Source organism: Microbacterium sp. NPDC090014, assembly GCF_044748285.1.
In the GTDB taxonomy this organism is placed as follows: domain Bacteria; phylum Actinomycetota; class Actinomycetes; order Actinomycetales; family Microbacteriaceae; genus Microbacterium.
This window is the reverse complement of record NZ_JBIVFS010000001.1, coordinates 1,493,739-1,507,584: the sequence shown is the minus strand read 5'-3', so window position 1 is coordinate 1,507,584 and position 13,846 is coordinate 1,493,739. Positions and strand designations below refer to the sequence as shown.

General features: G+C 69.0%; 10 protein-coding genes. 4 read left to right on the top strand and 6 right to left on the bottom strand.

All coding sequences use genetic code 11. From position 1 onward, the window contains the following. Nucleotides 1–5 precede the first annotated feature (5 nt). From nagB to ACIPV5_RS07095, 5 genes are all read right to left on the bottom strand, one after another. Nucleotides 6–785, bottom strand: coding sequence for a glucosamine-6-phosphate deaminase (gene nagB, locus ACIPV5_RS07115; RefSeq protein ID WP_053095395.1), 780 nt, complete (start codon nt 783–785; stop codon nt 6–8). Next, nucleotides 778–1,743, bottom strand: a complete 966-nt coding sequence (locus tag ACIPV5_RS07110; protein WP_171821895.1) for an ROK family protein — start codon at nt 1,741–1,743, stop codon at nt 778–780. Before ACIPV5_RS07110 ends, nagB begins: the two co-directional genes overlap by 8 nt. A 58-nt stretch (nt 1,744–1,801) precedes the next feature. After that, entirely contained in the window at nt 1,802–2,989 is a 1,188-nt protein-coding gene (locus ACIPV5_RS07105; RefSeq protein WP_056277392.1) for an ROK family transcriptional regulator, read from the bottom strand. Nucleotides 2,990–3,068: 79 nt separating this feature from the next. Further along, the gene (locus ACIPV5_RS07100) at nt 3,069–6,323 is read right to left on the bottom strand and encodes a family 20 glycosylhydrolase (protein ID WP_400340513.1); all 3,255 of its coding nucleotides are present in this window, start codon (nt 6,321–6,323) and stop codon (nt 3,069–3,071) included. Beyond that, a complete protein-coding gene (locus ACIPV5_RS07095; RefSeq protein ID WP_235567439.1) occupies nt 6,314–7,531 on the bottom strand; it encodes an alanine racemase in 1,218 nt (405 codons plus the stop codon). Before ACIPV5_RS07095 ends, ACIPV5_RS07100 begins: the two co-directional genes overlap by 10 nt. A gap of 25 nt (nt 7,532–7,556) precedes the next feature. Between ACIPV5_RS07095 and ACIPV5_RS07090 the strand changes: the two genes are divergently transcribed. Next, nucleotides 7,557–7,964, top strand: coding sequence for a RidA family protein (locus tag ACIPV5_RS07090; RefSeq protein WP_053095391.1), 408 nt, complete (start codon nt 7,557–7,559; stop codon nt 7,962–7,964). A gap of 100 nt (nt 7,965–8,064) precedes the next feature. Beyond that, nucleotides 8,065–9,579: a L,D-transpeptidase family protein gene (locus ACIPV5_RS07085; protein WP_400340510.1), complete on the top strand. Its 1,515-nt coding sequence runs from the start codon at nt 8,065–8,067 to the stop codon at nt 9,577–9,579. 116 nt (nt 9,580–9,695) lie between these two features. On the opposite strand, the gene ACIPV5_RS07080 is transcribed toward ACIPV5_RS07085, so the two are convergent. After that, nucleotides 9,696–11,915, bottom strand: coding sequence for an NADP-dependent isocitrate dehydrogenase (locus tag ACIPV5_RS07080; RefSeq protein WP_056277754.1), 2,220 nt, complete (start codon nt 11,913–11,915; stop codon nt 9,696–9,698). Between the two features lie 179 nt (nt 11,916–12,094). On the opposite strand from ACIPV5_RS07080, the gene ACIPV5_RS07075 reads away from it, so the two are divergent. Next, complete coding sequence (locus ACIPV5_RS07075; RefSeq protein ID WP_053099400.1) at nt 12,095–12,553, top strand: GNAT family N-acetyltransferase; 459 nt, start codon at nt 12,095–12,097, stop codon at nt 12,551–12,553. A 211-nt stretch (nt 12,554–12,764) separates the two neighbouring features. Then, nucleotides 12,765–13,778 carry a LacI family DNA-binding transcriptional regulator gene (locus tag ACIPV5_RS07070; RefSeq protein ID WP_400340508.1) on the top strand — a complete coding sequence of 338 codons (1,014 nt, stop codon included), beginning with the start codon at nt 12,765–12,767 and terminating at the stop codon, nt 13,776–13,778. The last annotated feature ends 68 nt before the right edge of the window (nt 13,779–13,846 follow it).

The following is a 13,846-nucleotide window of genomic DNA, read 5'->3' as shown; positions in this document are numbered from 1 at the left end:
CCGCGTCAGATCCCCTGCCAGCTCGGCTTGTTCGCGAAGGTGTAGCGGTAGTAGTCGGCGAGCTTCAGCCGGGACGCCGCGGCCTCGTCGACGACGACGGTCGCGTGCGGGTGCAGCTGGATCGCCGAACCCGGGAGGATGGCCGACAGCGGCCCCTCGACGGCATCCGCCACGGCCTGTGCCTTGCCCTCTCCGAAGGCGAGCAGCACGAGGTGCCGAGCGCGAAGGATCGTGCCGAGCCCCTGGGTGATGCAGTGCATGGGCACGTCGTCGATCGAGTCGAAGAAGCGGGCGTTGTCTTCGCGGGTCTGCTCGGTGAGGGTCTTCACGCGCGTGCGCGAGGCGAACGACGAGCCGGGTTCGTTGAAGCCGATATGTCCGTCGGTGCCGATGCCGAGGATCTGCAGATCCACTCCTCCGGCCGCGTCGATCGCGGTCTCGTAGTCGTCACCTGCGTGCTGGATGGTGGCCTGTGCGCCGTTGGGCACATGGATCCGTCGCGGGTCGAGCCCCAGCGGCTCGACGACCTCGCGGGTGATGACCGAGCGGTAGCTCTCGGGATGAGCGGGGTCGATCCCCACGTACTCGTCCAGGGCGAAACCGCGCACCTGCGAGACGTCGCGACCCGCGAGCCTGTCTCGCAACGCCTTGTAGACGGGGAGGGGCGTCGAACCGGTGGCGAGGCCGAGCACGGCATCCGCACGTCCGTCGATCAGCTCGACGATCTCGGCGGCGACGAGGGCGCCTGCCGCTTCTGCGTTCTCGACGATGACGACTTCAGCCATGGGAAACGGTCTCCTTAGAGGGGGTGGTTGCGCCGACGACCGCGGCCCCGAAGGCCGCGGCGGGAGAGCCGGCAGGGAGCAGTTCGATCCTGTCGTCCAGGTGGAGCGAGCGCATGAAGGGCGAGGCCTCGGCATCGGACCGGAGAGCGTCGCGGATGCCCGTGTAGAGCCTGTCGCCGAGCGAAGTGAGGCCGCCGCCGATGATCACGCGTTCGACGTCGGCGGAGAGCACGAGCGCACGCACCGCCGCGGCCCCGCCGTGGAAGAGATCGGCGCGGAGCGCGAGCGCCCGTTCGTCACCGGTGTCGGCTGCGTCGAAGATGTCGCGCACCGGGAGCGCACCGGGACGATCCCAGGCTCGGGCGAGCGCGCCTCCGCCGCAGAAGGTCTCGATGCAGCCGCGCTGTCCACAGCCGCAGAGACGGCCGTTCGGGTCGACCGAGAGGTGCCCGACCTCGCCGGCCGTGCCTCGCGCGCCACGCCAGATCGTGCCGTCGACGACGATCCCGGCAGCGACCCCGGTGCCGAGATTGAGATAGGCCATCGACCCGTCGACGCCGCGCAGCACCGCAGCGCCGAGGGCGGCCGCTTTCACGTCGTTCTCCACGCGGACGGGGATGCCCAGCTGTCGACCGGCGCGCCCGGCGAGATCCAGGGACTCGACGCCGAGATTCACGGCATGGAGCACCCGACCGGTGTCGGCGTCGACCAGCCCGGGGATCCCGACGCCCACCGATCTGACCGACGAGCGAGCGAATCCTCCCTCGTCGGCGAGCGCATCGACCGTCTCGAGGATGCTGACGACGACTGCCTCCTCACCCCAGCCGGTGGGTCGGCGCAGGCGCGCCAGAATGTCTCCGTCCGCGGACACCGCGACGGCATCGATCTTGGTTCCGCCGACGTCCAGGCCCACTCGTATGGGCCGACCGGACAGGTCGACGGCGAGCGCATCCGTCATCGGATGGTGCCCCTGCTCGTCTTCGGCTCGTGGACGCGGTCGCTCCCGCCGGTACGGATCACGAGACGCCCAGCTGGCTGGACAGCACCATCACGGCGGCACCGCGCAGGACGATGTCGTCCTGGTGTGTGCGGCGGATGAGCGCGTCCTCGAAGACGCCCTCGAGCGTGCGCGCGTGCAGGGTCTCGACCGCGGCGTCGATCAACACGCCGTCGAGCAGATCCTCAGGACCCGAGAGCACGACCTCGGACAGATCGAGTGCCGCGACGATCGGGGCGATCGCGATGCCCATGCGGGTGCCCGCATCGCGGAGGATCTCGTCGCGCGATCCGGGGGCGTCTGCGATGGCGGGACGCAGCCGCGTCTCACTCAGCCACGCTTCGAGGCAGCCGTCTTTGCCGCACGCGCAGCGGGGTCCACCGTCGGTGCCCACGACGACGTGGCCGATCTCGCCCGCTGCGAAACGACTGCCGAGCAGCGGCTGGCTGCCGGTGATGACGCCGGCTCCGACTCCGCGACCGATCTTGATGAGCATGAAGTCGGCCTTCGCCTCGCCGAACGTGTACTCGGCGAGCACCGCGGCGTTGGCGTCGTTGCGCACGAGGACCGGCAGATCGAGATCGACGCCCAGCTTCGCCTCGAGAGGGAGATTGCTCCACCCGAGGTTGGGCGAGCTGAGCACGACGCCGTCAGGACGCACGACACCGGGGCTGCCGATCCCGACGCCGAGGATGGGCTGCGTGGCCGTCTCGGCGAGCGCTCGGGCCAGCTCCAGCGTGGCGGCGTAGGCGGCGTCGCCGTCTGCGCTCTCGGGTCGCGGCACCTCACGGCGCTCGAGCACGTCGCCGTCGAGGCTGAGCAGAGCGCCGACGAAGGCATGGGGGCCGGAGAGATCGATCCCGATGATCTGGTGCCCGACTCGGTCGATGTCGATGAGGATCGGAGGCTTGCCCGGTCCGACCGTCTCGCGCACTCCCATCTCGACGACGATGCCGTCGGAGATGAACTCCGCGACGAGGTCGGAGATGGTGACCCGAGTGAGGCCGGTCTCGCGAGAGAGGTCCGCTCGACTCATCGCTCCCGAGTGATAGAGCGTCTGCAGCACGAGCGCGCGGTTGTGACCGCGAGCGTGTTCCGGGAGCACCTTCGAGCGAGAGCGCAGGTGGCGCCCCGGGCCGAAGGCGTGCGCGCTCGCGGCGACGTAATCTGGCGACGTCGAAGGACGCGATCCATCCGATACGGACATGTTTGTTAGTAGACCTTACGAACAAAAATTTCGCAACCCCTGCCACAGTTAGCACAGGGAGGGTTACGGAAACGTTACATTATGCCGAGAGTACTCCGGCGGCGGTGCCCGACGAGTCCGCCAGGCCTTCGACGAGGCCCGCGACTATCGCCTGCCGCGCCTCGCGTGTCAGAGGCTTCCCCGGCACTCCAGGACGCCTCTGCACGGGCGTCGGACCGTCGAGAGGACGATACCGCACACCGGACTCGGCGAGGCGTCTGAGATGGACGGGAAGACGTCGCGCGAACCCCTCATACGAGGGTGGTTCGCCGCCGTCCCACAGCCGTTCGGCGATCGCTGCGAGACGAGGGAACATCGCGAAGTCGACCCGATCTCTCGTCGGGAGGTGCTCGGTCCACACGTTGGCCTGTCCGCCGACCGCGCCGTCCTCGATGCGCAGCGTGTAGGCCTGCTCGATCGGCAGCGGCGGGCCGACCCGGATCGGCTCCTCCGCCGACTCCGACTGGGGGTAGTCGAGATACACCTCGAGGTCGGGGCACGCGATCACGGGGATGCCGCGCCTCAGCGCCTCGCGCATCGCGACGGGACCCCGCCACGCGAGGATCCGCACACCCTCGGGGACATCGCCCTCGAGCACCTCGTCCCATGCCAGGGCGATGCGCCCACGGCTGCGGAGGTGGGCGACGAAATGATCGGTGAACCAGGGCTGCACGTCGTGGGGAGTCGCGAGACCGAGCTCGCCCATCCGCTCGCGCGCAGCGGCGCTCTGCGCCCACTCGGTGACCGGCACCTCATCGCCGCCGATGCCGATCCACGCAGAGTCGAAGAGGTCGCACAGGGCGTCGATCGCCGCGCGCCCGAACGCGAGGGCGTCATCCGTCGGCGCGAGGGTGCGAGGGTTCACGCCGAAGCGCGACCACGGCGCGACAGAGCGCTCGCTCGCATCCGTATTGCCGAGCGCGGGGTACGCGGCGAGCGCCGCCTGGATGTGCCCGGGCAGTTCGACTTCCGGCACGACCGTCACGAATCGCTCCGCGGCGTAGGCGACCAGGTCGCGCAGCTCCGCATCCGTGTAATGACCCTCGTGCAGCCCCGGCACCACTGTGGCGTCCGGCCCGTGGCCCCGCTGTGTCTCCTCGCGGCGCGCGCCCACCTCTGTGAGCAGCGGATACCCCGGCACCTCGAAGCGCCAGCCCTGATCGTCGGTGAGGTGGAGGTGCAGCACCGTGAGATGGTGGTCGGCCATCAGATCGACGAGTCGCATCAGGTCCTCGACCGGGCGGAAGTGCCGCGCGACATCGAGCATGACCCCCCGCCAGGTGTGAGCCGGAGCAGACTGCCATGTTCCTGCGGGGATCCGAGCGCGATCGGAGCCGGGCTCGCGCAGCTGCCGGAGCAGCGTGACGCCCCGGAACACGCCCGCCGCACTCGCCCCCGCGACGTCGATTCCCTCGGCCGTCACCGTCACGCGGAATGCCTCGGCGCCGACACGCCCTCGAGCGAACGGCTCCCCCGCGAGAGACTCGTCGATCCTCAGCGTGATCGCGGGTGCCGCATTCGCGGTTTCGAGATGCTCGCCGAGACGGGATGCGCTCGCGACGAGGGCTTCCGGAGCCGACACCGGGGTGTGAACCGTCCACTCGAACGGCTCGGCAGCGGGATCGGTCACCGACGGGATGTTCGGGACCGGGGCACGATGCGCGGCGGGCGTCATTCGCAGCGCTCGACCCGGGGTCGCGCCGGACGCGTGCCCCGCCAGCACCACCGGCACACCGCCGACGAGCACCTCGTCGACGCCGATCGGCGCCTCGTGGGGAGCATCGAAGGTCGCCCCCGCCGTGATGGTCTCGGGATCGAACAGCACGAGGTCGGCCGTGGCTCCCTCGCGGATCACACCCCGCGGCGCATCACCCCGGTCGAGGCCCAGCCGCATCGCCGGCGTGCCGGACAGGTGCTGCACAGCCTGTTCGAGGGAGAGCACCCCGAGTTCTCGCACGTAGTGCCCGAGGTAGCGCGGGAAGGTCCCTCGGCCCCGCGGGTGCGGTCTGGCGCCGATCAGGATCCCGTCGCTGCCGCCGCTGTGCCGCGGGTGCCGCATGATCGTGCGGACGTTCTCCTCGTCGCCGATGTGCATCAGGATGCCGGTGGCCCCCGCATCCTCGAGGATCGTGTCCAGCACCACGTCGACCGAGCGCCTGCCGGACGACTCGGCGATCTCCGCGACGGTCCGTCCGACGAGGTCCGCGAGTTCGGGCGACGAGGTGCCGGAGATCTGGATGGCCGACCAGTCGGCACGCTCCCCGTGGAAACCGTCGCAGCCGATCTCCTCGAGCTCGACGCGGACGGTCTCGCGTCCGCTCTCATCGAGCGCAGCGAGGGTCGCGAGCAGGTCGCCGCTCTCGGCCAGTCGGCTCGGAAGCAGCGCCGCGAGCGTGGTGGCACCGGGAAGATAAGGGTAGGTGTCGAGGGTCACGTCGACGCCGTCGTCGAGGGCCTCATCGACCAGGGCGAGCAGCTCTGCCGCACGCCCGCGGTTCGGAGCGAAGTTCATGGTCGCATGCGTGAGATGGATCGGACACCCGGTGCGACGGCCGATGTCGAGCGCCTCCCGATAGGCGTCCAGGGCTCCCCCGCCGTAGCTTCGGGTGTGGGGCGCCCAGTAGCCGCCGCGTTCGGCGACGACTCGGCAGAGCGCTTCCAGCTCCGCCGTGTCGGCGTACATCCCCGGGGTGTAGGTCAATCCGCTCGACATGCCGAACGCGCCTGCGTCGAGCGCCGCGCCGAGGATGCCGGACATCGCTGCGATCTCCGCAGGTGTGGCCGCCCGGTTCTCGTGACCGACCACCATCATGCGCAGATTGCCCTGAGGCACCAGGACCGCCGCGTTGCCCACGGCGGCCGAGTCGATCGCAGCGAGCAGGTCATCCATCGAACGCCAGGGGACGGCGGGCGGCATGCCGTTCCAGCCCGCGATCTGAGCCGGGATCACCGCCGCCGTCGCGTCGTCGAGCGGGGCATAGCCGAGCCCGTCCTGGCCGAGCACCTCCGTCGTGACGCCCTGGAGGATCTTCGCGTCGTGGGCTGCTCCCTGCAGCACGGCCAGCTCGCTGTGCGCGTGCATGTCGATGAACCCGGGAGCCAGCACCCGCCCCGCCCCCGCGACCTCCACCGCATCCGCCGGCAGTTCCAGGACCCTCTCATCTCCGTCGCGGATCACCGCGACGATGCGGGCTCCTTCGACCGCGACGTCGGCCGCGAACCTCTCGGCTCCGGTGCCGTCGACCACGGTGACGCCTCGGTACACCCGCACGGGCTTCTCGGTGCTCAGAAGCATGTCGCGACCGCTCCGATCACCCGGGGGTCCGCCGCATCCGGGTCGTCGATGACCGCCACCACGCGCCATTTGTCGAAAGCCGTGCAGGGATGCGACAGCCCGAGACGCACGACGTCGCCGACGGAGACATCCGCCCCGTCTGCAAGAGCGAGGAAGGCGTGCTGGTCGTTCAGGGCCGTGATCCGCCCCTCGACCGATTGCGGGACCGGCAGGTCGAGGTCGAACGGCACATCTCGACGGCCCGCGTCCAGCAGTGCGAGTCCCTCTTCGGGCTGCGAGACGACGCGCGACCACGCGTGCATGGCGGAACGCAGCGGCGCCGTCGATGTCAGGGCGCCGAACGGCGACATGCGCGAGTAGAAGCCGTCGTCGTGAATCTGGAACGCACCCGACCGCAGCACGATGTCGGCATCCGCTCCGTGAGGGGCCAGGATCGCCGCTGCCCGGTCGGGGAAGGCGCTGCCTCCTGCGCTGAGCACGGGCCGAACGCCGGGCGGATACTCGAGGCGACGGTGCAGGTCGACGAGTGTGGACAGATAGGCGTCGACGGCGGCGACAGACGCCTCCGACCGGTCGGGACCGAACGGTCCTTCGTAGCCGGCGACTCCGGCGAGCCGCAGACCGGGGGCCGCGACGATCGCCTGGGAGATGCGCTCCCCCTCTTCCACGCTGCGTGCGCCCGTGCGCCCGCCCCGGCCACCGAGTTCGACGAGGACGTCGAGAGGACGCTCGGCGTCGTGAAGCGCGTCGGCGAGGATGCCGACGGTCTCGACGGAGTCCGCCCAGCAGAGGATCCGGAGATCGCCCGCCGCAGCGAGCAGAGCGCCGAGGTGGTGCGCGGCGCCACGATCCGTGACGGCGTTCGCGATGAGCACGGTGGAGACCCCTGCCTCCACCGCGACTTCGGCCTGCCACGGCGTCGCGACGGAGATCCCCCATGCGCCGGCATCGAGCAGCCGCTGCCAGAGCGCCGGCGCCATCGTCGTCTTGCCGTGCGGTGCGAGGACGACTCCCTGTTCCGCCGCCCAGGCGAAGACGGTCGATTCGTTGTGGGAGAGCGCCGCCTCGTGGACCGTCAGCACCGGCGTCACGAGATCGGACAGGTGCAGGCCCGCGTCGGGTACCTCCGACAGCCGCAGCCCCGCGGAACGCGGAGGGAAACCCTTCGCCCAGGTGCCGAGTACAGGATCCGGGATTTGTAGAGGCATCTAACAAGGCTACTAGGCTGGTCGCATGACCGCGAAGATCCGAGTGTCGACCGACGCCGCCCCCGCTCCCGCTCACACCTTCTCGCAGGGGATCCGAAAGGGCCCGATCGTGCAGGTCTCCGGGCAGGGCCCTGTCGACCCCCAGACGAGCGAATACCTCTTCCCCGGCGATGTCGCGGCTCAGACCACGCGGACGCTCGAGAACGTCAAGGCGATCGTCGAGGCATCCGGCGCGACATTCGACGATGTCGTGATGCTGCGCGTCTACCTGACCAAGCGCGAGGACTTCGCGATCATGAACGACGCGTATGGCGCGTTCGTGACAGCGCACACCACCAGCGGGGTCCTGCCTTCGCGCACGACCGTCTTCACGGGCCTCCCCCGCGAGGAGATGCTGGTCGAGATCGACGGCCTCGCCGTCATCAGCGACTGACGCATCGGGAATTTCCGCGGTCCACGGACCGTTGCCTCCTCGTTATCAGCGATCGCGTAGCATATCGCTAAGGACACGTGAGAAACCGGGGGGTGAGTTCGTGACCGATCTGATCTCAGCGCAGGATGCGAAGACCGAGAAGCTGACCGAGGCGACCGCCTCCGGCGACCAGCCGAATCCTGTCGCGCCCGCCGACTCCGGCAACGCACCCACCGACTCCCAGCCGCCGCGCAGCGGCGACCAGGAACTCGCCTGGGCGCCGATCGAACCGGCTCCCAAGAAGAAGCGCCTCGGCCTGTGGATCGGCCTCGGCGTGGGCGCGCTGGCCCTGGGCACAGCCGCCGCCTCGATGATCCTGATCGCGCCGGGCACCACGGTCGCCGGGATTCCCGTCGGCTGGCTCACGCCCGGTGCCGCGGCCGACACGATCCAGGCCCACGTCGCCGATGCAGAGGTCACTCTGACCGGAGCAGGCGGCGACACCGTGCTGACGGGAGCGGATCTCGGCGCCGAGATCGACGCGACCGCACTCGCGGACGCCGCTTTCGCGGAGCGTCCGCTCTGGAACGTGACCGCCTGGATGGGTGAACCCGTCGCCGGCGAGATCACTCTCGATCCCGCGACGGCCGAGGCCGCGTTGCGTGAGGCCGTGCCGTCGAGCTTCGAAGACGCGGTCGATGCCGGCGTCGTCTTCGACGCCGCAGGCGGTGGCTACGCGATCACCCCCTCAGCCACCGGGACGGCCGTCGACCTCGACGGTCTCACCGCCGCGATCGTCGACACGATCGCGGACGGTGGCACGAGCCTCGAGTTCTCCGGCGACCCGGCCGAAGCCGCGCCGGCGATCACTGATGAAGACGCCACGGCTTTCGCGACCTCACTGAACACGATGCTCGGCTCGATCGGCTTCTACATCGGCGAAGAGCGCACGGTGCCCGTCGACGCGGCGACCGCCTCGACCTGGATCTCCGTCGTCGACGACGGTGGCGAGCTCAGCGTGGTCGCCGACGAGGCTTCGATCCAGGCGACGATCGATGCTCTCCCTGCAGCCGTCGACCGGGCCCCGGTCAACGCGACGAACATCGTCGATTCGGCCGGCAAGATCCTCCGCACCGAGGCCGAGGGAGTGAGCGGTCGTGCGATCGGCGACACCTCTGCTCTCGCATCGGACGTCGCGACGAAGCTCGAGGCCGGCGAGGGCATCTTCCCCATCGAGGTCACCGAGACGCCGTTCGAGTCCGTCAACCTCGTGCGCAAGATCGATGTCGACCTCGGGTCGCAGACCGCGACCCTCATCGAGAACGGCGCGGTCGTGCGCTCCTGGGCGATCTCCTCGGGCAAGAGCGCGACACCCACCGACACCGGCAACTTCCGTGTCTACGCGCACGTGCGCGAGCAGACCATGAAGAGCCGCGAGCCGGACGGCTCGATCACCGAGACGCCCAACGTCCCCTGGGTCACCTACTTCAACGGCGACGAGGGCTTCCACGGCACGTACTGGCACAACGACTTCGGCAATCCCCGCAGCCACGGTTGCGTGAACATGCCGATCGATGTGGCTCGGTACGTCTACGAATGGTCGCCCGTGGGCCTCGAGGTCGCGGTCCACTACTGATCCCCGCTCTCACCGAGCAGATCCCCCGCACGCGACGCGTCGTCGATTCCGCGGAGGGATCACGCGAAGAAGGGGCCGGATGCTCTCGCATCCGGCCCCTTCTTCTGTGATCTGCGTCAGCTCAGCGCGTCGACGATGCCGTTCAGCGTGGTGGACGGGCGCATGACTGCGGTGACGAGCGCGTCGTCGGGGCGGTAGTACCCGCCGATCTCGACGGGCTTGCCCTGCACGGCGTTGAGCTCGGAGACGATCTTCTCCTCGTTCTCGGCGAGCGTGGCGGCGATCGGTGCGAAGGACGCGGCGAGCTCGGCATCCTTCGTCTGCTTCGCCAGCTCCTGCGCCCAGTACAGACCCAGGTAGAAGTGGCTGCCGCGGTTGTCGATCGTGCCGAGAGCGCGGCCCGGGGAGCGGTCCTCTTCGAGGAACGTTCCGGTCGCCGCATCGAGGGTCTCCGCGAGGACCCGGGCCTTCTCGTTCCCGGTGCGGTCGGCGAAGTGCTCGAGCGACGCGGCCAGCGCGAAGAACTCGCCCAGCGAGTCCCACCGCAGGTAGTTCTCCTCGACGAGCTGCTGCACGTGCTTGGGGGCCGATCCGCCGGCGCCCGTCTCGAAGAGGCCACCGCCGGCGAGCAGCGGGACGATCGACAGCATCTTCGCGCTGGTGCCGACCTCGAGGATCGGGAACAGGTCGGTCAGGTAGTCGCGCAGCACGTTGCCCGTCACCGAGATGGTGTCGAGGCCGTGGCGCATCCGCGCCAGCGTGTAGCGAGTGGCTTCCTCGGGAGCGAGGATCGTGATCGTGAGGCCCTTGGTGTCGAGCGTCGCGAGACCCTGGTGCACCTTGGCGATGATCTGCGCGTCGTGCGAGCGGTTGGCATCGAGCCAGAACACCGCGGGCACGCCCGTGGCGCGAGCGCGGGAGACGGCGAGCTTGACCCAGTCCATCACCGGGATGTGCTTCGTCTGCGTCGCACGCCAGATGTCACCCGCGCCGACCTCGTGCTCGATCAGCACTGTGCCCTCGCTGTCGAGCACCTGAACAGTGCCTGCGGCGGCGATCTCGAACGTCTTGTCGTGGCTGCCGTACTCCTCAGCCGCCTGCGCCATGAGGCCCACGTTCGGCACGGTGCCGATCGTGGCGGGGTCGAGCGGGCCGTTGGCGATCACATCGTCGATGACCGCCTGATAGACGCTCGCATACGAGGAGTCCGGGATCACCGCGAGCGTGTCGGCCTCCCCGCCGTCCTTGCCCCACAGCTTGCCGCCGTTGCGGACGAGCGCGGGCATGGAGGCGTCGACGATGACGTCGCTCGGGACGTGCAGGTTCGTGGTCCCCTTGTCGGAGTTCACGTACGAGAGACGCGGCCCCTCGGCGATGGCCCTGTCGAACGCTGCGGCGATCTCGTCGCCGTCGGCGATGTCACCGAGGCCCGAGAGGATCGAGCCGAGACCGTCGTTGGGGTTGAGTCCCGCGGCGGCCAGCTTGTCGCCGTACTGCGCGAACACGTCCTTGAAGAACACCCTCACGACGTGACCGAAGATGATCGGGTCGCTGACCTTCATCATGGTGGCCTTGAGGTGCACCGAGTAGAGGACGTCGTCGTTCTTCGCCGTCTCGAGCGTCTCGGCGAGGAAGGCGTCGAGGTGCGCGGCCGAGAGGAACGTCGCGTCGATGATCTCGCGCGGAAGGACCTTCAGCCCCTCCTTGAGGATCGTGACGGTGCCGTCTGCGGCGGTGTGGCGGAAGCTGAGGACGTCATCATGGGCCGCGACCCAGGAGCGCTCGTTGTGCTTGAAGTCGTCGTGACCGAGCGTCGCGACGCGGGTCTTCGATCCCTCGGCGAACGGCTTGTTGCGGTGCGGGTGCTTCTTCGCGTAGTTCTTCACGGCCAGAGGTGCCCGACGGTCGCTGTTCCCCTCGCGGAGCACAGGGTTCACCGCTGAGCCCTTGATGCGGTCGTAGCGGGCGCGGACGTCCTTCTCCTCGAGGGAGGTCGGCTCGTCCGGGAAGTCGGGGATGTCGTAGCCCTGGGCCTGCAGCTCGGCGATCGCGCCCTTGAGCTGCGGGATCGAGGCCGAGATGTTCGGCAGCTTTATGATGTTCGCCTCGGGGAGCGTGGCGAGGCCACCGAGCTCGGCGAGGGAATCACCGACCTGCTGCTCCGGGGTGAGCTTCTGCGGGAATGCCGCGAGGATGCGTCCGCCGAGCGAGATGTCGCGGGTCTCGACCTCGATGCCCGCCTGCCCCGTGTAGGCCTTGATGATCGGCAGGAAGGAAGCGGTGGCGAGAGCCGGAGCCTCGTCCGTGTAGGTGTAGATGATGGCGTCGTCGGTCACCAGGAGGTTCTCCGTTCGCGAGGGCATATTTGTCTCGATACCAAGATACCTGAGCCGCTCCCGACGCACGTTCGCCGGGAGGCGGGGTGCACATCGACTTCCGGCATTCCACAGAGCTGCACCCCTGACGAAAGTCGAGGTTTCTGCGCGGCGACCCGATGAGGGGCTAGCCTGTGATCATGTCCGAACTGCGCATGGTCGAACTCTCCGCTGCGACGATCGTCGCCGTGAACAACATGTCGCTCAAGCCCGGACAGGAGCAGTTCCTCGCTCCGGTGTCCTACGGCATCGCCGCGACCGTCATCAATCCCCAGACCTCCTGGCAGCGAGTCGTCCTCGACGACGACCAGGTCGTCGGTTTCGTCAGTGCGAACTTCGACGCCGACGCCCCGGAAGAGCACTTCCGCTCCGTGCTGTGGCGCATCAACGTCGACGCCGACGACCAGGGCAAGGGCGTGGGTCGCTTCGCGGTCGAGCAGCTCATCGAAGAGGCGCGAGTCCGCGGATTCGACCACGTCAACGTCATCTACGAGGCCGGAGAAGACGGCCCCGAGGCGTTCTTCCTGCGTGTCGGCTTCACCCCTGTCGGCGAGACCGAGTACTCCGAGGTCATCGCTCAGATCCGCATCCCTTCGTAGACCGGCGGCGGGGTCTCGAATCCCCTCCCCCATCGAGGCCCCGTCGCCCTGTCCGGTGAATCGATGGGACCGCTCCCGCGTCCTCCGCGATCGATTTGTTGCGAATGACCACAAAAAGGTTGCGCGCAGCGTCGAACCGTGCCTATCATCGCTGTCAGAGGCGAGAGCGAAACGCTTCGACGATGTACCGAAACACGACGATGGAGTCCTGATGACGACGATCCACGAGGTGGCAGAAGCCGCCGGAGTGTCGATCAGCACGGTCTCCTACGCTCTGAGCGGCAAGCGCCCCGTCTCCGAGAAGACGCGCCGCCGCATCGAGGACGCGGTGCACACGCTCGGTTACGAACCCGACGCCGGAGCACGGATGCTCGCCGGGCGCCGCACTCAGATCTTCGGGCTCACCGAGCCCCTCCGCGCCGACACGCACGCCCCGACCCACATGGCGTTCGTGCTCGCGACTGCGGTCGCCGCGCGGCGCCGCGGTTACGACATCCTCCTCCTGACCGACGAGCAGGCGTCAGAGGGCATGAACCGCGTCGCCGCGAGCAATCTGGTCGATGCCATCCTCGTGCTCGACGTCGCCCCCGACGATGAGCGCGCGGACATCGCCCGCTCCCTGCGCTCCCCCACCGTGTTCATCGGCATCCCCGACGAGGCCCGCGATCTGACCTGTGTCGACCTCGACTTCGAGGCGACGGGGCATCTCGCGGTGGATCGACTGGCCGATGCCGGACACACCTCGGTCACGCTGTTCGGCCAGACCGAGGTCTCCTACCGGAAGTCGAACTTCCCTCGTCGCCTGCTCCTCGGCGTACAGGAGCGAGCGGCCGAGCGGGGCGTCGACCTCGACTGGGTGACGACGGGCGTCACGACCACCGATGCCTCCTCCGTGCGCGCGGCCGCAGCGCTGGCGCTGGAGCGCGGCGTCCGCGCCTTCATCGTCCACGCCGTCGGCGACGTCCACGATGTCCTCCTCGAGACGATCTCGTCCCAGGGGCTGACGGTGGGAGAAGACGTCTCCGTCATCTCGGCGGCCGCATCGTTCGACACGTCTGCGCTCGTCGTCCCGATCGACACGATCCCGCTCGTGCCGCAGAGGTCGTGCGAGCTCGCCGTCGACCTCGCGGTGCGACGCCTGGAGGAACCGGGGCTGCCCGCGCAGATCCACCTGATCCCACCCGAATACCAGTCCGCCGGATCCGTCGCTCCCGCTCGGGAGTGACGGGCGTCGACCACGCAGCCGCATCGCGATCATCGAAACGCTTCGACGATCGACTCATCACAACTGAA